This window comes from Limosilactobacillus vaginalis (assembly GCF_025311515.1).
Lineage (GTDB): Bacteria > Bacillota > Bacilli > Lactobacillales > Lactobacillaceae > Limosilactobacillus > Limosilactobacillus vaginalis.
The window spans coordinates 716,861-736,800 of sequence record NZ_CP104399.1 but is presented as its reverse complement, the minus strand read 5'-3'; the positions used below and the strand labels follow the sequence as shown (position 1 = coordinate 736,800).

Genomic DNA, 19,940 nt, shown 5'->3' with positions numbered 1-19,940 from the left:
TTAGACTGCTAACATTGGCTTCAACTTAGTAACGGTTTTTTCACCAAAGCCATTAATATTTTTTAGATCATCAACAGAATTAAAACTACCATGTTCCTGACGATATTGGAGGATTAGATCCGCTTTTTTATCCCCGATTCCCGTAATTTTACATAGTTGCTCTTTAGTGGCGGTATTAAGATTAACAATCTCTTGACTACCACTAGGATTGTTCTCATTTGCCGCTGAAATTGATGATCCACCTCCCGATAATAATGACGGTATTTGTTCACCTTTTTTAGGAACATAAATAACCTGAGCGTCAACTAGCTGCTTAGCTCGATTAATCTGGTTCATATCGGCATCGGGAGTTTCATGGCCCGCTGCAATTAAAGCTTCATTTACCCGCGAACCTCCTGGCAAGCGGTAAACTCCTGGATGAAGCACCGCTCCCTTAATGTCAACGCATACTGCTTTCCCACCCTTCACCTGTGATTGCTTCTGGGTGGTCGGTATTCTTTTACTGGTAGTTGTCATAAAAGGATCATTATTAACATTAGTTTGTGGATGATATGCTTTACCACCAACCACGACAGCCCCTATCAAAAGAACTATAACCATGATTATTTTATTACGGTGATTCAGCCAGATTTCCTCTAAGTGTTCCATAAATTATCCCCCTACCAATAAAGAACGTTAAAATTTAGTCTTTGCACGTTTAAATTTTAAAAGGGAAAACTAATCTATACCTTCATACCTAAAAAGCCACTCAATCGCCAATGAAATAAGAGACCAGAAAAGCATTGTTCTCTGGTCCCTTATTTAACACCCACTACGGATGTGCTTTTAAATATTTAACTGCATCATTAAATGACGATACCGGCACTACTTTCATCCCCGGTGCGGACTTTTGCGCGGTTTTCTTGGCTAACTGGTAATTTGTCATGTGCTGCTCCTCATACTTAAGAAGAAGCTTAGATGGCTTAACATAAGGGGCAAAGAAAATTGTTGCGCCAGCCTTATGAGCAGCAATCACCTTTTTATCAATCCCACCAATTTCACCAACTGAACCATCAGGATTAATAGTTCCTGTTCCAGCAATCTTACGTCCATGGCGCAGATCCTGACCAGTCAATTGCTGGTAGATCTGTAAGCTAAACATTAAACCGCCAGAAGGTCCTCCCAGCTGGCCCGGATTAACCTTAACCGGAATTTTAGTATGAACCTTAACATTATCAGTCAAAACAATCCCAATTCCAGCCCGAGAACTAGCAATCTTTACTAGTGGCTTGGTGACCGTATGCTGATGACCATCATGAAGGTAAGTTACCGTTAATGGTGAACCGACCTTTCGCTTAGCAATATACTTCTGAAAGCCTTGAGCAGTATCAAAGTGATGACCATTAACCTTAGTTATCGTATCACCAACTTTAATATTCTTTTTGAATTTGGAATTTTTTTCAACTTCAAGAACATAGATTCCAAGGTACCGTTTGCTGACTTCCTGATGGGCAGCTTTATATGCATTCGCAATTGCTTCATTAATTGCACTTTGCATATAAAAATCTTGAACCTTATCAAAGGTCGCATTATTTTGACCACCAGTAACAGCTTGTTTACTTTCGATTGTATTATAAGGGGTTAATTTAGCCCAAAGATAGGTTGCAGGGCGTGCCTGTTGAAGATAAACAGAAGTAATCATGAAGCTCCCTTTTTGCTTATCAGGATGGCCCTTAATCTTAACGTAGGAACGTAAACTGTCGGCAGTTCCCGGACTCTCAATATACTTATTGAGCGGCCAAAACAGGAACCAGCCGATAAATAATACGGCAAATAAAGTCAGTAATATTCGCCGCATAATTAACTTATCTTGTTTTTTCATTATGCTCCTTAACCTGTTTTAACTTTTCCTCTTCAATCCGCTGCTTTAGTGCTTCATTAATGTTCTTTGGCAAATAAGCAGAAATATCACCGCCAGAAGATGTAACTTCCTTTAGAATACTACTAGACAAGTGTTGGTACTCTGGCTTTGCAAGGAAGAATACTGTCTCACACTGATCATCTAAAAAATTATTCATTGCGGCAATATCACGTTCATATTGGAAATCAGTTGTATTCCGCAAGCCACGCATTAAGTAATCGGCACCAATCCTATTCATCAAATCAACAGTTAGGCCGTCAGTTGTAATTACTGAAACATTATCCAATCCCGAGACAGCTTCACGAATCTGAGCTACTCGTTCCTCAACCGTGAACAATGGTTTCTTACTTCGATTAGTCATTACGGCAACCGCCAATTGATCAAACAATGCACTTCCCCGTTTAATTAAGTCAAGATGTCCTAGAGTCAGTGGATCAAATGTTCCAGGAAATACTGCAACTTTCATTCTGTTTACCCTCTTTCAAATCGATAAAAATTCAAAACCGTAATTCCGTAACTTTGCCGTTTAATAAAGTTAAACGAATCAATAGTCTCAGGCAAATTAGCCTCCTGATTAGTTTCAGCAACTATTAATGCATCCTCATTCAGAAGACTCAATTCAGCCATTCTTGTCATATCCTTAACAATTTGCTGCTTAGCATATGGGGGATCAAGATAAACCAAATCAAACTTCTTTTCCTGTTTTGCAAGAACGGTCAAGGCTTTGCGCGAATCCATCTTCAAAACAGTGAATTTTTCGGGATGCTTTGTTACCCCGATATTATCCTTAATCGTCTTAATGGCTGGATAAGCACGATCAACAAGGATAGCGTGCTCAATCCCTCTTGAGACCCCTTCAATGCTCAGACCTCCACTACCGCCATATAGGTCAAGGCTCATTCCACCATTAAAATATGGACCAATGATGTTAAATAATGCTTCTTTTACTTTATCAGTCGTCGGTCGCGTCGCCATTCCCGGAACAGCGCTTAACCGGCGCCCACCAAAATCACCAGCGACAATTCTCATTCTTAATCATCCTCATCATGTTGTTTATATAAACCTGTTTGTTCCAGATCGGTTAAGGTCGGATCAAGATCCGGACGGGCTGAGTTAATAACTCGCTTAACCGCGCGCAAATGTTGAACTCGCTCTTTAATTTCATCATAGCGATCCTGATTAACATATAGAATTGCATAGTGGAAGTGCTTTGATGCATACCGTAGCTGTCCGTAATGATGTAAGCTTCGCAATACCCGACGTCCATTATAGTAAACGATGATTGCTCGTCGTTTGGTTAGGTTAAACATAACTGCTACCCCCTAGCTCTTCTTGGTTGACGAGCGCCTCTTCGTAACGCCCGTTGTTTATTTTGCTGGATGCTAATATTCATAATGATCCCAACAGTAAATGACAAGATCAGCATACTCGATCCACCATAACTAATAAAGGGAAAGGTTACCCCAGTAATTGGTAGCAAACCTAAAACTCCCCCAATATTAAAGAATGCTTCAATCAAAATAAACGTTGCTGAACCATAGCACAGTAACATCTCATACATTGAATTACTGCGGACACCAATTTGAATCATTCGACAAATAATGATCATCAATAGTATTAAAATGACGCTAACACCAACTAGTCCCAGTTCTTCACTTGTAATCGACATAATAAAGTCGGTATTTGGTTCTGGAAGGTAGCCCATCTTCTGAACACTATTGCCTAGGCCAGAACCAAAAACACCACCATTACTGATAGCATAGTACGAGTTAACTAGCTGACTCCCTGATCCAGAAGCATTACCAAATGGGTTCAGAAAAGCCACAAACCGCGCCATCCGATAACCATGAATCAGGCCACTTTCAACCGCTTTTTCAACTAATAGGTAGCACATAATAGGAATAATAAGCAAAATGCTAATTCCAAAGCTCCAGCGAAAGTCACACGCGAGAAAAAGAACGGCAACAATCATTACATTAATTGCCATCCCCCCGATATCCGGCTGAAGAACGATTAAGAGCAAGCAAAGAGCAACTACCAGCCATGGACCGCCTCCAGAACTAATAAAGTGGTCATTGCGCGCCCGAACCCGTGCCATTCGATCGGAAAGATACAAAATAAAATAAATCTTACAGATTTCAACTGGTTGAATATTAATCACACCAAGGTTAATCCAGCCCTTCGCTCCATTTACCGCATGGCTCAATACCAGAACAAATAGTAGCATCCCAATCATTGCAAGTGTTGAATCACGTAAAAAACGCGGTGTCCGGTAATGTTTCAAAGGATAGTTAGCCCCAAAAAGTAAGCAACAGATCCCCATAATTACATAGATCGTTTGCTTAATTAAGTATGATGTTGGTGTCCCACCATTTTGCATTTCAATTGCCGAACTAGCAGAATATACCATGACAATCCCAATCATACATAAAACTAAGTAGGGGACCATTAAATAGTAATCCCAGTAATGAAAGTTTTTTCTGATCTGAGAAATATGAATTTTATGAATATGTCTAACTTTCACTATTGCACCTACCTAATTGAAAAAATTCTCTTTTATTATACACCAAAAAGAAAAATAGTCCTGAAGATGATGTGAAGACGACCATCCGCAGCACTATTCTTAAAATAATATTATTAATTACTTCCGTGAAGCAGCACGACGACGCTTAGCTTCCTTTTCACGGGCATTGGTATTCAAGATCTTCTTCCGCAGACGAATATTTTCTGGAGTAACCTCACAATATTCATCTTCATTCAAGAATTCAAGTGATTCTTCAAGTGAGAAGTGAGTAGGCGTCTTGATGTGGGCCATTTCATCAGAACCAGCAGCACGAACGTTAGTCAAGTTCTTACCCTTGGTGATGTTAACCGTAATATCATTTTCACGGCTGTTTTCACCAACGATCATTCCTTCGTAAACTTCAGTACCTGGATCAATCAATAATTGTCCACGACTTTCAATTCCCATCATGGCGTAAGTAGTTGCCTTACCAGCATTCATGGAAACAAGAGTACCCTTTTGCCGACCAGGGTTCCAGTTCTTAATAACTGGAGCATACTTTTCAAAGGTGTGACTCATGATTCCGTAACCACGGGTCATTGTCATAAATTCGGTTGAGTAACCAATCAATCCACGTGATGGTGCTAAGAAGATCAACCGGGTTTGACCATTCTCACCTGGTTCCATATTCTTCATTTCACCCTTCCGCTTAGAAAGGCTATCAATAACTGAACCAGTGTATTCGTCTGGAGTATCAATTTGAACTTCTTCGAATGGTTCGCACATTACGCCATCAATTTCACGATAGATAACTTCTGGACGTGATACTGATAGTTCAAAACCTTCACGCCGCAATGTTTCAATTAAAATTGAAAGGTGCAATTCACCACGACCTGAAACAGTCCAAGCACCTGGGTCATCCGTATCTTCAACCTTTAATGAAACATCAGTCTGCATTTCACGCTTCAACCGGTCTTCAAGTTGACGAGCAGTAACAAATTTACCTTCACGACCAGCAAATGGTGAATCATTAGTCCGGAAAGTCATCCGTAATGTCGGTGGATCAATCCGCAATGGTGTAATTGCTTCTGGATGTTCTGGATCAGTTACGGTTTCACCAACGTTAATGTCTTCCATTCCTGAAACAGCGATCAAGTCACCTGCTTCAGCTTCCTTAATTTCCAACCGCTTCAACCCGAAGAAACCGAATAACTTAGTAACCCGGAAATTCTTCTTTGAGCCGTCAAGCTTCATTAAGGTAACATTATCGCCGACCTTGATCTTGCCACGGAAGACCCGACCAATACCAATCCGACCAACGAAGTCATTGTAATCCAAGATAGCAACTTGGAATTGAAGAGGTTCATCAGAGTTATCAATTGGTGCAGGAATAGTCTTAATAATGGTATCAAACAATGGCTTCATAGTATGTTCTTGAGTAGAAATGTCAGAATCATAACTTGAAGTACCGTTCATTGCTGAAGTGTAAACAACAGGGAAGTCAAGTTGATCTTCATCAGCCCCTAATTCAATAAAGAGATCAAGAACTTCGTCAACAACTTCTTCAGGACGGGCACCTTTACGGTCAACCTTGTTAATAACAACAATTGGTGTAAGGTGTTGTTCAAGAGCCTTCTTCAAAACGAACCGTGTCTGAGGCATGGTTCCTTCAAAGGCATCAACAACCAAAAGGACACCATCAACCATCTTCATAACCCGTTCAACTTCACCACCGAAGTCAGCGTGTCCTGGAGTATCAAGGATGTTAATTTGGTACTTACCATATTTAACAGCAGTGTTCTTTGACAAGATGGTAATACCACGTTCACGTTCAATAGCGTTAGTATCCATTGCCCGATCTTCAATGGAGAAGTGTTCTGGCAAGGTATCTGATTGTTTAAGCATTTCGTTAACTAGGGTAGTCTTACCGTGGTCAACGTGGGCAATAATCGCAATGTTCCGAATGTCGTCACGAGATTTCAAGATTCAATCTTCCTTTCATCTTAACTCTACTCTAACAAGTTCAGTATACACTGTCCCGCGAGTGATTTCATAAAAAAACTGCGACAAATTAGTCACAGCTTCGACAACTATTTAGTAATCTGCCAGATATCCTGACAAACTTTTTTCGTTGCTACTAATACAGTGTTTGATGATAGCACATTAAGCGGTTGGTCGTCAATTGTTTTCACTAGCAAACCAAGTTCTTCTGCAATTACCATTCCGGAAGCAATATCCCACGGCTTTAACCTTGACGTATACCCACCTAATTGGCCATTTAAAACGTGAATTATTTCAATTCCTGCACTGCCATACATTCTTAGTCCAGCAGCCTGCTGAGCAATTTCTTCTTGATGACAATGATTTTTAATTAATTGCCAGCCATTAATTGCGATTAAACTATCTGCTAACGAAGAATTGGCTGGTTCCTTTAATCGCAGTTTGTTGACATATGCTCCATGTCCTCGCCAAGCATGGTATAAGCGCTTATTCATCACATCCATAATGTAGCCTAAAGTTGGTACCCCATCACAATATAAGGCTACCATAATGGCAAAATGATCCCGTTGTTTAACAAAGTTTAATGTTCCATCTATTGGGTCAATAATCCAGACGTTGCCATTCAGATCAGGATCGATCTTATGATTAAAACTCTCTTCCTCTCCCACAATTCGTGCTGATGGGTCAATTTCTAAAAGACGTTTCCTAATCAATTGTTCATTCTGGCGGTCAACATTGGTCACCAAATCATTAGCTGACGACTTGGTATCAACCTTAAGCGGTGTATTCATTAGCTCAATTGTCTGCTTTCGAGCACTCCACAAAAGCTCCTGAACTTTTTGATCAAACCTTTCTAGTGTTTCACTATTTACCATCCTGATTCACCCGTATCTTCCCAGCCGTTTTTTCTTTTGCTACCTGCATTACCTTATATAAAGAATAGCCAGAAACATCCTCAAAGCGTTTTCCTAGCTGCTTTTCATACGCCTTTGAGTTTGCTACTTGTTTAAATTTCTTGTATTGGTCGATAACTGCTTGCCGCTCAACTCCAACTTCGTATGCATCTTCTACCACCCGAAACATCCCAATTACTTCTTTCATTTCATCATTTGTCCAATCAGGATCAATCGGGTAAGAATAACTATTCTCCTTAGTTGCCATTTAACCATCACACCCCTCTTCATTAATATCGTTAGCTACTACCATTTTAGCTTTAAACCCACAAAACACGCTACCAAAATGATAGCGTGTTTTGAGGATTATGGATGTTTTTCGACATTCTAAATGTGAGTTGGGAAGCCAAGAGCAACATCAGCTGCTTCTTGAATTGGTTCATTCAAAGTTGGGTGTGGGTGAATTGTCAAAGCAACATCTTCAACGTTCATTCCACAGTTAACAATTAATGAAAGTTCCCCAGCTAAAGTACTTGCTTCTGGGCCAACTACTTGTGCACCAACAACGTTCTTCTTGTCCTTCGTGTAGATAAAACGAACAAATCCTTCTGGTTCATCAAGTGAAACGGCACGTGCATTACCGGCAAATGGGAATTGTGCTGTAGCAACTTCGATTCCCTTTTCCTTAGCTTGGTCAGCGTTCATACCAACTTCAGCCAATTCTGGGTCTGCAAAGCAAACTGCAGGAACACCAACCCAATCATTAGCAGTATTCTTACCAGCAATTGCACCAGCAGCAGTCTTTCCTTCGAAGAATGCCTTGTGTGCCAAAGCGGGACCTGGAACAATGTCACCAATAGCATAGATATGATCAACTGAGGTCTTACCTTGCTTATCAACAACAACCTTACCATGGTCATCCAACTTAACACTGGTCATTTCAAGACCAAAGTTATCAGTGTTTGGCTTCCGGCCTACTGAAACCATGCAGTAGTCAGCAGTTAATGATTGTTCCTTACCGTCTACTTCATAGTTAACAGTAACGCTCTTGTCATCCTGTGAAGAACTCTTTGCCATTGCGTTTGTAACAATGTCAATGCCCTTCTTCTTCAAGTTCTTTTCAACAACTTTAACCATATCTTTGTCAAAGCCATTCAAAATTGAACCGGTTCCTTCAAGAATTGTTACGTGTGAACCAAGGTCAGCATATGCACCAGCTAATTCAGTACCGATGTAACCACCACCGATAACAACGAATTCTTTTGGAACTTCAGGAAGGTTCAAGCCACCAGTAGAGTCAATAACCCGACCTTCAAACTTGAAGCCCTTAATTTCAACTGGACGTGAACCAGTAGCAAGAATTAAGTTGTTCCACTTAATTACCCGGCCGTTGTCATTGTCCATGAATTGCTTAGGACCAGTCTTCATAACCCGAAGTTGTGAGTCACTGTCCATTACAGCTTCACCATCAATGATTTCAACCTTATGCTTCTTTAAGAGCATCTCAACACCACGGGTCATCCGGTCAACAACCTTGTGTTGCTTCCAATCTTGAGTCTTTGCAAAGTCGATTGAAGCATCAGTCTTTGAGATTCCGTATGTTGAAGAATCCTTAGCTTGTTGCAAACGGTGACCAGCAGCAATTAAAGCCTTTGATGGAACACAACCAACATTAAGACATACACCACCAAGTCCTGGTTCACCCTTTTCAATCAAGGTAACCTTTTGACCTAATTCTGAGGCACGAATAGCGGCAACGTAACCACCAGGACCTCCACCTACAATAACAGTATCTTTTTGTTCAACATCAGCCATACTAATTAGCCCTCCATCATCAATAATTCAGGATCTTCAAGGAGCTTCTTCAAGTAGTTCAAAGCTTCTGTAGCAAGGGCACCATCAATCAAACGGTGATCAACGGTTAATGACAACTTCATGTTGTGACCAACGACAATTTCACCATCTGAGTTAACAACTGGTTCAGTTGCAATTGTACCCATACCAAGAATAGCTACTTCTGGTTGATTGATGATTGGTGTGAACCATCCACCACGCATTGAGCCAATGTTAGAAATAGTCATGCAGCCATGAACCATACTTTCTGGGCTAAGTTTGTTTTCTTCAGCAGCTTCAGCATTATCTGAAATTTCCTTAGCGATTTCAAACATACTCTTTGAATCAGCATTCTTAATGTTAGGGTTGTAAAGACCGTGGTCAGTACTTGTAGCAATACCAATGTTGTAGTAGTGCTTTTGAACAAGTTCTTGAGTACTGTCATCAATTGAACTGTTGAATTCTGGGTACTTCTTCATCATCGCAATCAAAGCCTTAACAACATAAGGTAAGAATGTTAGGTGAATTCCTTGATCAGCTGCTACAGGCTTGTACTTCTTCCGGTTAGCCATCATCTTAGAAACTTCTGCGTTAGCGAATACAGTTACCATTGGGCTAATGTCAGCAGATTCACGCATGTTCTTAGCGATGATTTGACGCATCTTGGACAATGGTTCACGGGTTTCAGCATCCTTGCCAGCACCTTCATAAGGCTTGATAGTATTACCTGCAGCAGGTGCACTAGCAGCAACGGTAGCATTGGCAGCAGGAGCGGAGGCAGCAGGAGCGGAGGCAGCAGCACCATTGAAGTTATCAATATCTTCTTTTAACACTTGACCGTGATTACCACTTGGTTGTACCAATGAAATGTCAACGCCCTTGTCACGAGCATATTGACGTACAGATGGCATTGCCATAACAAGCTTGTTAGGTTCAGCTAATGGTGCTACTCCGCCTTGCTTTGGAGCAGGTGCAGGTGCACTAGAAGCAGCTGGTGCTTCACTTTCAACTGGAGCACTTGATTCTTCAGCAGCAGTGTCGTCAGCACTGTCATCGGCATCTTCAGCGTCTTCATCTTCAACGTTTGTGCTTACGCCATCCTTGCCATCATCGATCAATACAAGGTCATTACCCTTTTCAACATGATCGTCTTCCTTTGCTTCGATCTTCTTAATTGTCCCGGCAACAGGAGAAACAAGTTGGGTAGTTGATTTATCAGTTTGAATTTCTACTAATGGGTCACCATCTTTGACTTGGTCGCCTTCCTTAACTAAGAAAGAAGCGATGTCCCCTTCAGTCAAACCTTCACCCATTTCAGGTAGTCTAAATTTATAAGCCATATCGATTTAACTTCCTTTCTTAATCAGTGGTGTGTGCACCGCGATTAATAATTAACAGCTTGTGTTGCGGCATCTTCAATGTCATCAGCACCAGGAAGCCATACATTTTCTGCTTGTGGGAATGGGTAAACAGAGTTTGGAGCAGCTACACGAATAACTGGAGCATCCAAGTACATGATGGCACCTTCTGAAATAGCAGAAGCTACTTGTGCACCGACACCGGCCATCTTTTGTGCTTCTTGAACGATTACTACATGGTGAGTCTTCTTGATAGATTCAAAGATAGTGTCTGTGTCAAGTGGGTAAAGTGAACGGAGATCGATAATTTCTGCTGAGATATTCTTCTTAGCAAGCTTCTTAGCAGCCTTTTGAGCTTCTGAAACTTCACCACCATAAGCAATGATTGTTACATCGTTACCTTCTTCAACGACATTTGCCTTGTCCAAAGGAACAGTGTACTTGTCATCAGGAACTTCGCCCTTAACTGAACGGTAGAGACGAAGGTTTTCAAGGAAGAGAACTGGGTCATTATTTTCAATAGCGGAAATAACAAGTCCCTTAGCGTCATAAGCTGAACTTGGTGTAACAACACGAAGACCTGGAATACCTACGAAGAAGTTTTCAAGATCATCCCCGTGCAATTCAGCAGTATGAGTACCACCACCGTATGGAGTACGGATAGTGATTGGCATGTTCTTAGTACCATCATATTGGAAACGTACACGTGACATTTGTCCAGCAATTGAGTCCATTGCTTCAAAAGTGAAGCCCATGAATTGAATTTCTGGAACTGGACGCCAACCCGTAGCGGCTAAACCAATTGACAGACCTAAAATACCAGATTCAGCTAATGGTGTACTAAATACACGGTCCTTACCGTACTTTTCTTGCAAGCCGTTAGTAGCACGGAAGACACCACCGTTTTTACCAACATCTTCACCGAAGACCAAGGTCTTTGGATCTTCAGACAAAGCAATGTCAATACCTTCAGTAATAGCTTTGATATAAGTCTTTTTAGCCATGATTACTTCGACTCCTTTGCTTCGTACTTCTTAATTTGTTCTTTGATATCTGGGGTTGGAACTTCGAAGGTCCGCTTAAGCATGTCTGTAACCTTTTCTGGTTCTACAGAGTCAGCTTCCTTCATAGCCTTCTTGAAGTCTTCCTTGCATTCATCAGCATACTTGTTTTCTTCGTCTTCAGACCAGAGGCCCTTCTTAGTCAAGTACTTACGAAGCCGAATCAATGGATCCTTGTCGAACCATGGCTTTTCTTCTTCCTTGGTACGGTAACGACTAGGATCGTCACCAGCAGAACTGTGAGCACCGAACCGGTATGTTAAGGTTTCAATTAATACTGGACCATTGCCAGCTGCAGCGAATTCACGAGCTTCCTTAGCAACTTCATAACATGCCAAGACATCCATTCCGTCAACTTGAACACCTGGAATACCAGCTGCAACACCCTTTTGAGCAATGGTTTGAGCATAGGTTTGAAGCTTCCGTGGGAATGAAATTGCCCAGCCGTTGTTTTGAATAATGAATACGGCAGGAGCTTGGAATGCACCAGCAAAGTTCATCCCTTCGTAGGTGTCACCTTGTGATGAACCACCTTCACCGGTATAAGCATAAGCAACGGCATCCTTTTCACCGTTCTTCTTAATACCAAGAGCACCACCGGCCATTTCAACCATTTGGGCACCAATGATAATTTGTGGACGTAATGCACGAGCGTCGAACATGTTACCTTTGAGGTAACCCTTTGACCAAAGGTACATTTGAGCAACAGTTGCACCGTGTTGAATTAATTGAGGTAAGTCACGATATGCAGGGAATAAGAAGTCATTCTTCTTAAATGCAGCCGCGGTCCCCATTTCTGAGGCCTCTTCACCCCAAGTTGGGGCATAAAATCCTAAACGACCTTGCTTGGAGAAACTCATGGTTTGTTCGTGAAGTGCACGTTCCCAAACCATCTTCTTCATTAAGTCAACTAACAGATCATCACTGAAGTTAGCCATTAAATCCTTGTTAACGACATTCCCATCATTATCGAGAATTTGAACAGGCTTTGCATATGGAGCGCCTTCTTCAGCTTTAATCTTTGCAAAGTCAACAGCTTTGGTATTGGCCATTATAAAACATCCCTTTCCAAATCCAATTAACATCATCGTAAGCGATTACTTACCTTACTTACATTATTTAGTATAACGCTCTTTAAACATAATACAAGCGCTTTCATAGACTTATTTTGATTAATCCGACTAATATTTTCTTAAATTGTATACGTTTTCAGCAAAAATGATTGTTTATACTTTATTTTTTACCTTTTTTTGTTTTTACCGTTATTTTTATTCAATTTCAGATTGTGATAAACTACTATTTGTTTGAACAATAAATTTTAAACGATAAATAATGTAGATTAGTTTTTTATTTGGAGGATGATCATTGTGTATTTAATGAAAGATATTGTTCGCGATGGTGACCCTGTCTTACGGAAACGTGCTGCAAAAGTAACATTTCCACTTTCAGAAGAAGATCAAGAATTTGCCAAGCGTGCTATGGAATATCTTGAAGTAAGTCAGGATCCAGAACTGTGTAAAAAATATAAACTCCGTGCTGGTGTCGGGCTAGCTGCTCCGCAAGTCGGCATTTCAAAGCAAATGGCCGCTGTTTTGGTTCCATCCCTAAACGAAGACGACGATCAGCCTTCATTCAAGGATGTTATCATTAACCCAGTAATTGTTAGTGAATCCGTGCAATATGGAGCACTCACTGAGGGTGAAGGTTGTCTTTCGGTTGATAAAGATGTTCCCGGATATGTTCCTCGTCACGACCGCATCACTTTGCGCTACCAAGACGTTAAGGGTGAAACTCATCAACTTCGGTTGAAGAATTACCCAGCAATCGTTTGTCAGCATGAAATCGATCATCTTCATGGTGTCTTGTTCTATGATCATATTAATAATGATGATCCATTTAAGGCCCCTGATGATACAATCATGATTAGCTAAGCTTACTTAAAAGGCTCCAGCGTTCGGTAGTTACCGAATACTGGAGCCTAACTTAGTTATAAAGCTCTCTATTTCCTGCTTTTTTGATCATGCTGATCCAACCGCTGAAGATCTGCAATATATTCTCGCGTAGCCTCATTTAAGACATAAGCAACATCAATATGCAGAACATTCTCATACGTCCACCAATCGGTTACTTTAAAGACTGTTGAACTTTTCTCAAAGGATTGAATTTGGTTTTGCTTAGCATATTCAATTAGTTTCTTTTCAAGATCATCCCTACTAAACTGATCATGTGTAAGGTGATATTGTGCCGGAGTAAAGTGAAACTCGAAAGCTAAAACACCTTTTCCCCAAACGTCTGCAACAATTTCGGAAGATAATGAAAAAGAGTGACCGGTTAGCTGAGTAAGGCAATCATTTACTGCCTGGTCGGTTACTGATTGGGCCTGATTCTTTAACATTAGCGTTGCGCGGTTAATCAATAAGCGATGAACGGCAACGTAAATAAGAATAACAACAATAACCGCTAAAAGAACTAGCCAAAAGAACGACATAGGCTCATCCCATTTCTTAATTATATTTAACTTAATCATACCATTTTACAATTTTAAGTAACACAGTTGATTAGATGTGCTAAAATAATTTAAGTAACTAAAGTTTAAATAACATAATAAGGAGCTTTTTACAGTATGACTTTTAAGGTATACTACCAACCCGATGCAACTAAACGGCCGGTTCGTGAAAATACTCAATCATTGTATATTGAAGCTGATTCAGAGGCTCAGGCATTATTATTGGTTGAAGAAAATACTGACTACAACATTGAATTTGTTGAACAATTAGACGATAAAGCTTTGGAATACGAAAAGCAAAATCCAAACTTTAAGATTACTAAGTTCTAATTGCTAATTAAGACAGTCGGGGAAAAATCTCTCGGCTGTCTTTTGCTTGATCCTAGGGAGGTCTAATTATGCATTATGAGATAATCCTAAATCCAACTGCAGGAAATGGAAAAGCTCAAAAAACTTGGAACATTCTCCAGCCAGTTATTGAAGGACAGTTAGATTATTCCCTCCACCAAACCGACTATGCTAACCATGAAGCTTTCTTTGCAAAGCGGATTGCTAAAGCTTACCCTCATAATTCGGATACCGTTGTAATTGTGATCGGTGGCGATGGGACCCTCCATAACGTTCTAAACGGCTTAGTTAAAGCTGGTTCCACCCTTCCGCTATCATATATTCCCGCGGGAACCGGCAATGACTTTGCTCGTGGCTACGGAATTTCGTTAAATCCAGAAAAGGCTCTCCAGCAAATAATTTCGACAACCAAAGCACGCACCATCACAATTGGCCATTACACCGAATCAATCAAGAATGAGGAAGGTTATTTTCTTAACAACATTGGGATTGGCTTTGACGCCGCAATTGTTAGCCGAACTAATTCATCAAAGACTAAAAAAAGCCTCAACAAATTGCGGCTAGGAAACTTGTCCTACCTCAGCAAGGCATTCGGTGTTATTTATGATCAGCAACCGTTCCAACTAACTCTTCAGGAACAGGGTCACCACCATATTTTTGCTAATGCTTTTATTGTAGTAGCAACAAATCATCCGTATATTGGTGGCGGTTTCCAAATTGATCATTCAGCCAATGTTAATGATGATGCAATTAGTATGGTCGTTGCCGAACGAAAGAATTGGCTTCTGACCCTTTGGGAGGTTATTCAGTTTGGTCGCGGTAAATTAGCGGAATCACGGTTTGCCCACCACTTTCACGCTAAAGCTCTCCATTATTCCACAACTTCATTGGAATTTGGTCAAATTGATGGGGAAAACATGGGAAATCGGTTTTACGATTTGAATGTTGATACTAGTCACTATCAATTTTGGCAAGAACCGCTTAATTAAAGCCAACAATAAAAAATGGACCGGAAAATTGATGTTTTCCAGTCCATTTTTTATTGTTGGTAAGTTAATTATCTTTAGGATAACCAACCAAGTGTAGCTTCCCGTGAATGTATTCACCGAGATAAATATCATTAATACTCTCAAAGCCGACTTCTTTCACCTGTTCAGCAATCCACTTTTCATCATGGTGAATTAATTCAAGAACATCCATGTTAATTTGACCATCATTAATTAGCGGGAAACGGATATTTTCATCACTATTTTCAATTACTACCAATTGACCATTCTGCTCTAAGATGCCGCTTTTAACTTTAGCAATTTCATAAATTCCATGACTTCGCAAGCGGAACATTAACTCATTGGCAGTCATTCCTGCGCGCATACAATTATCCACCAGTAATTGACCATCTTTAATTAGTAGTCGAGGGCGGCCGTCAATAATATTCTGGATTGTCGCGTTATGCTCCTTAGCGTATTTAACGATAAACACAATCAATGTCCAGATTAAAAGAACCATTACGAACTGCAGCACGGTAATGTCCTGGTTATAAATGATTCCACCAATAATTCCCCCAAGAACATAATTTTGCACTTGGTCAATTGCAGATGTTGGTGCTAAATTTCCTTTCCCCAGAATATTAATCTGGAAAATAAGGCAGATCATTCCTAAAACAAATTTAATTGTAATTAAACCATAATCCATAACCATCCCCCCTATTTCTGAATAATTACCCGATGATCAACAACGTGTGCACGGGTAAGCGTGTAGTTATCGCCACTTGGGCTCAAATTTACCCGATAATCCTTTTTATCGAACCGGACAATAATTCCGTCAGTTAGGGTTGTTGAATTAACAACAACTTTGTTTGAACTAATGCCATGATCCTTAGCAACTGCACGAATAAAAGGGCGCATCTGTAACGATTGTGACTGTTGGGAGTAAGTTTTTTCTAAATTAGTAATTTGTAATCCCGCAAAAATCAGCAAAAGAAGAAAGAAGATAATTCCTAAGTCGCGATAACGGGTTTGCAATTGATGGCGAAAATAGCGAAAGGAGTTAATTAAAACTAATAATATCAATATCAGGATTACTGCATAGTTAATTAAGCTATTAAACTGTTGCTGGTGCATAAAGTAACTCTCAGTATAAAAAGTCATCTACTCAGCCTCTCTATTAATAAATCACAAAAACAACCTAAGATTAGTTTAAAGCAAAGATAATCTTAGGTTGTTTTATTTTACCATTTTTAATGTTTACTTGACTGTCCCAGCAAAACTTGGTGTAAAGTATGAGCTTAGGTTATATACTGCAACGTTGGTTCCAGGCTTAGCCGCAGCAGCATATTGGTTGTTCCCCATGTAAATACCAACGTGGTATGAGCTGCCATGATTTCCCCAGAAGAGAAGGTCTCCTGCTTGAGCCTGACTAACTTGCTTGGTAGTAACGTAGCTTTCCATGGCAACGGTATTGTGAGGCAATTGCTTTCCTTCAGCATTTGCATATACGTATTGAACAAATCCTGAACAATCCATTCCGCTTAATGAATTACCGCCCCATTGATATGGAACACTGTTAGAACTAGCAATCTTACTTGCTAAACTAACAACTGAGCCAGATTGCAAGTTAGAATTGTTTTGGTTTTGACTTGCAGTTTGTTGACTAGTTGCCTGTTGAGCAGCTTGGCTATGTTGAGCTTGTGATTGTTGTGTTTGTTGAGATGCAGCTGAACTAGTAGTTACTTGTTGACTTTGTGCTGTCGTTTGGTTAGTTGCGGCTGCTCGTGAAGCTGTACTATAAGCCACTGCTTGAGTACTATTAGCAGAAACAGGTTGTTGACTGTTTACCTGTTGATTATCTGCTACAGCAACTGCAGAGCTCTGTTGACTAGGCGCAGCAGAGTTATAAGCAGCTGCATTTACTGTACTTGTATATGCTGAACTAACCATTTGTGATGATTGTCCTTGTTGATTAGCCGCTTGTTGAACGGTGTTTCCCATTGCTTGTGGTTGGGCAGCTTCGCTAACAGCTTGCGGTTGAGCCTGTTGAACATTTCCTGTAACGGTAAATGATTGTGGTTGAGCAACTGGGGCAGCACTTGATTGTGATACTGCTGAGTTAACATTTTTGCCATCAATTGATAATTGTTGACCAACATAAATCAAGTTTGGATTCTGGATATGATTCCAAGCAACAAGATCATTAAGGCTAACGTTAAATTGAACAGCTAGTTCACTTAAGGTATCGCCACTCTTAACCACATAAATTCCATCCTTAGCAACTGAAGCCGACTTAGAAGAAGCTGATGATGATTGAATTGGCGCTAATGATAACTGACCGCTATTACGAACAGCATTAGCAGAAGAACTCATTGATGCTGGTTGTTCAGCATGACTAGAACTCTTTGACTTTGCTTCAACAGTATTATTAGCTTGGGTAGTCAGTGCAAAAACACTTAATGCTCCCAGCGTTCCAGCAACTAATCTTGTTGATGAACTATACTTACGTACTTTCTTTACCATACAGAAACATCCTCTCAAAAACGAAAAAATAATTGCTAATTACTTAGTTAATAACTCAAATCTCTTTTACCATATCATTTTTTTAGAAATTCTTGTACTAATTTTAACATTTTTAAAGATTTTATTTTTTAATCAAGGAAAGATGAGATAAAGAAAGTTACAAAAAGGTTATTTTGCTTAAATTTTATTAAAGACAAGTCAGGATTGAGACTGTTAATTTCATTTCATTGATAAAATAAAAATAGTTATAGGAGGAAGTGATCGCATGATTTGTATATACTACCACACTAACGATCCTTCAAAACGGAAGGCAGTTAAGTGGCTCACCGCTCATCAACTAACGGTTCATGAACGAAATATCGAAAAACAGCCATTAACTAAAGCAGAAATTCTCGATCTGCTAAGCAAGTCGATTAACGGGACTGCCGACTTGATTTCTACCCGTTCTCGAGATACGAAAGCACTTCAGTTAACTTCTGAAACCATAACCATTAATCAACTAGTAGAAGCAATTCAGAAGAGCCCTCACGTTTTGAAAAATCCAATTATCTGTGATGAGAGCAAGTTAGTAACTGGCTTCGATCAAGAAAAAATGGGGATTTTTATTTCACAGCAAGAGCGAAAAGACGAGTTGGCAGATCTATTACTAAAACAGGCTGTTCAAACGAGACACTTTGCATTTCCCATCTAAAACGGATGTTTTTACTATGCAATTATAATTATTACCTTAACGAAAAAAACGTCAGGCTAAGCTAAAGTAATCGCTAGTTCTGGCGTATCCTTAATAAATTAAAGGGTGAGAAAAACTAAACGTTTTTCTCACCCTTTATCTATAATTAGAGATCTCCAAAATTACAGAGTCTAATCGCGGAAATTAACTGAGGGACTCAAGCCTAACTACGAACGATTCTGATGATTTTATCATCATTCATCGTTCTAAGTTAGTCAACCGTCCCTCCGAGAGAGTTAATTTCCAGCTTCGTTTTTCCTAGTGCTTAAATAACTCACGAATTGATTGGTGATTGTGGACACGAACAATTGCCTCTTTTAATAGTTCGGCCACAGAAAGCCGGTGAAGCTTCTTAAATTCCTTTTCAGCAGGTAATTCAATGGTATCAGTTACCCACATTTCTTCAAGCGGCGAGTCTTCCAATACTTGAGGAGCATTTCCAGACAGGACTGCGTGGGTTGCAACCCCATAAATCTTTTTCGCACCAAATTTTTGGAGTGCCTTAGCGGATAAACTCATTCGCACACCAGTATCAACAATATCATCAACGATAATGGCAACTTTATCCTTAACGTCCCCAATAACATATTCTGGAACTTCTTGACTACTCCGTTCACGAACCTCATCATTCCGGTTATCAACAATTGCAATCGGTGCTTTAATTTCTTCTGCAAAGCGCCGAGCCAAACTAACTCCAGCATGATCAGGTGAAACCACAACAATATCATCGCCAAGATCACGTTTTTCTACGTACTTAGCAAATAATTGTGTAGCTTGTAAGTGATCAACTGGAATATCAAAGAAACCTTGAACCTGAGCAGCGTGAAGATCAATTGTAATTAGTCGATCAATCTTGTCCATTTCGAGCAGATTAGCGATCAATTTGGCAGTGATTGGTTCCCGACTCCGTGCTTTTCGGTCCTGCCGTGCGTACCCATAATATGGCATTACAACATTAATCTTGGCAGCACTTGCCCGACGTAAAGCATCAACCATAATCAGTAATTCCATCAAATTAGTATTGACCGGATCGGATACTGATTGGATTACGTAGGTCTCACAACCACGAACACTTTCGTCAATGGTTACCTTAATTTCCCCGTCTGCAAAGTGACTAACGGAAGCCTTACTAAGTGGGAGACCAATCTTATCAGCAACACTCTTAGCAAGGGGTTCATTAGAATTTAAGGCAAATAAGCAAACATTTTTCGCATCTTTTATTTCAGTCATTGTTATTCTCCTCAAGATAAAATCAACAATACACTGTTATTATCGCAAGTTTTCTTATTTGGTGCAAG

Annotated in this window: 22 protein-coding genes; 4 read left to right on the top strand and 18 right to left on the bottom strand. The window is 40.1% G+C overall.

Going from position 1 to position 19,940, the window contains the following annotated elements:
• From N4627_RS03580 to pdhA, 13 genes are all read right to left on the bottom strand, one after another.
• On the bottom strand, positions 1–648 hold the full coding sequence (locus tag N4627_RS03580) for a helix-hairpin-helix domain-containing protein (RefSeq protein ID WP_098044649.1): 648 nt from the start codon (positions 646–648) through the stop codon (positions 1–3).
• A 163-nt stretch (positions 649–811) separates the two neighbouring features.
• Positions 812–1,861: a SepM family pheromone-processing serine protease gene (locus N4627_RS03575; RefSeq protein WP_124031383.1), complete on the bottom strand. Its 1,050-nt coding sequence runs from the start codon at positions 1,859–1,861 to the stop codon at positions 812–814.
• On the bottom strand, positions 1,845–2,366 hold the full coding sequence (gene coaD / locus N4627_RS03570; RefSeq protein WP_003716873.1) for a pantetheine-phosphate adenylyltransferase: 522 nt from the start codon (positions 2,364–2,366) through the stop codon (positions 1,845–1,847). The genes N4627_RS03575 and coaD overlap by 17 nt, the downstream gene beginning before the upstream one ends.
• A 5-nt stretch (positions 2,367–2,371) precedes the next feature.
• Positions 2,372–2,929, bottom strand: coding sequence for a 16S rRNA (guanine(966)-N(2))-methyltransferase RsmD (gene rsmD / locus N4627_RS03565; protein WP_003716872.1), 558 nt, complete (start codon positions 2,927–2,929; stop codon positions 2,372–2,374).
• A 2-nt stretch (positions 2,930–2,931) separates the two neighbouring features.
• Positions 2,932–3,210: a YlbG family protein gene (locus tag N4627_RS03560; RefSeq protein ID WP_003716871.1), complete on the bottom strand. Its 279-nt coding sequence runs from the start codon at positions 3,208–3,210 to the stop codon at positions 2,932–2,934.
• Between the two features lie 5 nt (positions 3,211–3,215).
• Entirely contained in the window at positions 3,216–4,424 is a 1,209-nt protein-coding gene (locus tag N4627_RS03555; protein ID WP_050754854.1) for an FtsW/RodA/SpoVE family cell cycle protein, read from the bottom strand.
• A 117-nt stretch (positions 4,425–4,541) separates the two neighbouring features.
• Entirely contained in the window at positions 4,542–6,386 is a 1,845-nt protein-coding gene (typA, locus tag N4627_RS03550) for a translational GTPase TypA (RefSeq protein WP_003716869.1), read from the bottom strand.
• Positions 6,387–6,493: 107 nt separating this feature from the next.
• Complete coding sequence (locus N4627_RS03545) at positions 6,494–7,279, bottom strand: inositol monophosphatase family protein (RefSeq protein WP_260965012.1); 786 nt, start codon at positions 7,277–7,279, stop codon at positions 6,494–6,496.
• Positions 7,269–7,565: a UPF0223 family protein gene (locus tag N4627_RS03540; protein WP_003716867.1), complete on the bottom strand. Its 297-nt coding sequence runs from the start codon at positions 7,563–7,565 to the stop codon at positions 7,269–7,271. Before N4627_RS03540 ends, N4627_RS03545 begins: the two co-directional genes overlap by 11 nt.
• A gap of 119 nt (positions 7,566–7,684) precedes the next feature.
• The gene (gene lpdA, locus N4627_RS03535; RefSeq protein WP_003716866.1) at positions 7,685–9,112 is read right to left on the bottom strand and encodes a dihydrolipoyl dehydrogenase; all 1,428 of its coding nucleotides are present in this window, start codon (positions 9,110–9,112) and stop codon (positions 7,685–7,687) included.
• 5 nt (positions 9,113–9,117) lie between these two features.
• Positions 9,118–10,470, bottom strand: coding sequence for a 2-oxo acid dehydrogenase subunit E2 (locus N4627_RS03530; protein ID WP_260965011.1), 1,353 nt, complete (start codon positions 10,468–10,470; stop codon positions 9,118–9,120).
• A gap of 44 nt (positions 10,471–10,514) precedes the next feature.
• Positions 10,515–11,492, bottom strand: a complete 978-nt coding sequence (locus N4627_RS03525; RefSeq protein WP_003716864.1) for an alpha-ketoacid dehydrogenase subunit beta — start codon at positions 11,490–11,492, stop codon at positions 10,515–10,517.
• Between the two features lie 2 nt (positions 11,493–11,494).
• The gene (gene pdhA, locus N4627_RS03520) at positions 11,495–12,601 is read right to left on the bottom strand and encodes a pyruvate dehydrogenase (acetyl-transferring) E1 component subunit alpha (protein ID WP_040531066.1); all 1,107 of its coding nucleotides are present in this window, start codon (positions 12,599–12,601) and stop codon (positions 11,495–11,497) included.
• A 315-nt stretch (positions 12,602–12,916) separates the two neighbouring features.
• Between pdhA and def the strand changes: the two genes are divergently transcribed.
• Positions 12,917–13,480, top strand: coding sequence for a peptide deformylase (gene def / locus N4627_RS03515; protein ID WP_040531063.1), 564 nt, complete (start codon positions 12,917–12,919; stop codon positions 13,478–13,480).
• Positions 13,481–13,548: 68 nt separating this feature from the next.
• Here def and N4627_RS03510 read toward each other — a convergent pair whose 3' ends face one another.
• Positions 13,549–14,076, bottom strand: a complete 528-nt coding sequence (locus tag N4627_RS03510) for a hypothetical protein (protein WP_240411609.1) — start codon at positions 14,074–14,076, stop codon at positions 13,549–13,551.
• Positions 14,077–14,172: 96 nt separating this feature from the next.
• Between N4627_RS03510 and N4627_RS03505 the strand changes: the two genes are divergently transcribed.
• Together N4627_RS03505 and N4627_RS03500 are read left to right on the top strand one after the other, a co-directional pair.
• Entirely contained in the window at positions 14,173–14,385 is a 213-nt protein-coding gene (locus tag N4627_RS03505; RefSeq protein ID WP_003716860.1) for a DNA-directed RNA polymerase subunit epsilon, read from the top strand.
• 68 nt (positions 14,386–14,453) lie between these two features.
• Positions 14,454–15,392 (top strand): diacylglycerol/lipid kinase family protein, encoded by a 939-nt coding sequence (locus tag N4627_RS03500; RefSeq protein ID WP_003716859.1) that lies wholly within the window; start codon positions 14,454–14,456, stop codon positions 15,390–15,392.
• A 64-nt stretch (positions 15,393–15,456) separates the two neighbouring features.
• Here N4627_RS03500 and N4627_RS03495 read toward each other — a convergent pair whose 3' ends face one another.
• The 3 genes from N4627_RS03495 to N4627_RS03485 all read right to left on the bottom strand — a co-directional run bounded on the left by N4627_RS03495 (position 15,457) and on the right by N4627_RS03485 (position 17,912).
• On the bottom strand, positions 15,457–16,095 hold the full coding sequence (locus N4627_RS03495) for a DUF421 domain-containing protein (RefSeq protein ID WP_081446179.1): 639 nt from the start codon (positions 16,093–16,095) through the stop codon (positions 15,457–15,459).
• A gap of 11 nt (positions 16,096–16,106) precedes the next feature.
• Positions 16,107–16,550 (bottom strand): DUF3290 domain-containing protein, encoded by a 444-nt coding sequence (locus N4627_RS03490; RefSeq protein ID WP_260965010.1) that lies wholly within the window; start codon positions 16,548–16,550, stop codon positions 16,107–16,109.
• A gap of 96 nt (positions 16,551–16,646) precedes the next feature.
• Positions 16,647–17,912: a C40 family peptidase gene (locus N4627_RS03485; protein ID WP_260965009.1), complete on the bottom strand. Its 1,266-nt coding sequence runs from the start codon at positions 17,910–17,912 to the stop codon at positions 16,647–16,649.
• 265 nt (positions 17,913–18,177) lie between these two features.
• On the opposite strand from N4627_RS03485, the gene N4627_RS03480 reads away from it, so the two are divergent.
• The gene (locus N4627_RS03480) at positions 18,178–18,603 is read left to right on the top strand and encodes a Spx/MgsR family RNA polymerase-binding regulatory protein (protein ID WP_003716855.1); all 426 of its coding nucleotides are present in this window, start codon (positions 18,178–18,180) and stop codon (positions 18,601–18,603) included.
• A 297-nt stretch (positions 18,604–18,900) separates the two neighbouring features.
• On the opposite strand, the gene N4627_RS03475 is transcribed toward N4627_RS03480, so the two are convergent.
• Positions 18,901–19,872 carry a ribose-phosphate diphosphokinase gene (locus N4627_RS03475; protein WP_003716854.1) on the bottom strand — a complete coding sequence of 324 codons (972 nt, stop codon included), beginning with the start codon at positions 19,870–19,872 and terminating at the stop codon, positions 18,901–18,903.
• Between the last annotated feature and the right edge of the window lie 68 nt (positions 19,873–19,940).

Excerpts from the sequence above, each read along its gene's own strand:
- N4627_RS03580 (WP_098044649.1), bottom strand. The coding sequence starts at position 648 with ATGGAACACTTAGAGGAAATCTGGCTGAATCACCGTAATAAAATAATC.
- N4627_RS03575 (WP_124031383.1), bottom strand. The coding sequence starts at position 1,861 with ATGAAAAAACAAGATAAGTTAATTATGCGGCGAATATTACTGACTTTA.
- coaD (WP_003716873.1), bottom strand. The coding sequence starts at position 2,366 with ATGAAAGTTGCAGTATTTCCTGGAACATTTGATCCACTGACTCTAGGA.
- rsmD (WP_003716872.1), bottom strand. The coding sequence starts at position 2,929 with ATGAGAATTGTCGCTGGTGATTTTGGTGGGCGCCGGTTAAGCGCTGTT.
- N4627_RS03560 (WP_003716871.1), bottom strand. The coding sequence starts at position 3,210 with ATGTTTAACCTAACCAAACGACGAGCAATCATCGTTTACTATAATGGA.
- N4627_RS03545 (WP_260965012.1), bottom strand. The coding sequence starts at position 7,279 with ATGGTAAATAGTGAAACACTAGAAAGGTTTGATCAAAAAGTTCAGGAG.
- N4627_RS03540 (WP_003716867.1), bottom strand. The coding sequence starts at position 7,565 with ATGGCAACTAAGGAGAATAGTTATTCTTACCCGATTGATCCTGATTGG.
- lpdA (WP_003716866.1), bottom strand. The coding sequence starts at position 9,112 with ATGGCTGATGTTGAACAAAAAGATACTGTTATTGTAGGTGGAGGTCCT.
- N4627_RS03530 (WP_260965011.1), bottom strand. The coding sequence starts at position 10,470 with ATGGCTTATAAATTTAGACTACCTGAAATGGGTGAAGGTTTGACTGAA.
- N4627_RS03525 (WP_003716864.1), bottom strand. The coding sequence starts at position 11,492 with ATGGCTAAAAAGACTTATATCAAAGCTATTACTGAAGGTATTGACATT.
- pdhA (WP_040531066.1), bottom strand. The coding sequence starts at position 12,601 with ATGGCCAATACCAAAGCTGTTGACTTTGCAAAGATTAAAGCTGAAGAA.
- N4627_RS03510 (WP_240411609.1), bottom strand. The coding sequence starts at position 14,076 with ATGATTAAGTTAAATATAATTAAGAAATGGGATGAGCCTATGTCGTTC.
- N4627_RS03505 (WP_003716860.1), top strand. The coding sequence starts at position 14,173 with ATGACTTTTAAGGTATACTACCAACCCGATGCAACTAAACGGCCGGTT.
- N4627_RS03500 (WP_003716859.1), top strand. The coding sequence starts at position 14,454 with ATGCATTATGAGATAATCCTAAATCCAACTGCAGGAAATGGAAAAGCT.
- N4627_RS03495 (WP_081446179.1), bottom strand. The coding sequence starts at position 16,095 with ATGGATTATGGTTTAATTACAATTAAATTTGTTTTAGGAATGATCTGC.
- N4627_RS03490 (WP_260965010.1), bottom strand. The coding sequence starts at position 16,550 with ATGACTTTTTATACTGAGAGTTACTTTATGCACCAGCAACAGTTTAAT.
- N4627_RS03485 (WP_260965009.1), bottom strand. The coding sequence starts at position 17,912 with ATGGTAAAGAAAGTACGTAAGTATAGTTCATCAACAAGATTAGTTGCT.
- N4627_RS03480 (WP_003716855.1), top strand. The coding sequence starts at position 18,178 with ATGATTTGTATATACTACCACACTAACGATCCTTCAAAACGGAAGGCA.
- N4627_RS03475 (WP_003716854.1), bottom strand. The coding sequence starts at position 19,872 with ATGACTGAAATAAAAGATGCGAAAAATGTTTGCTTATTTGCCTTAAAT.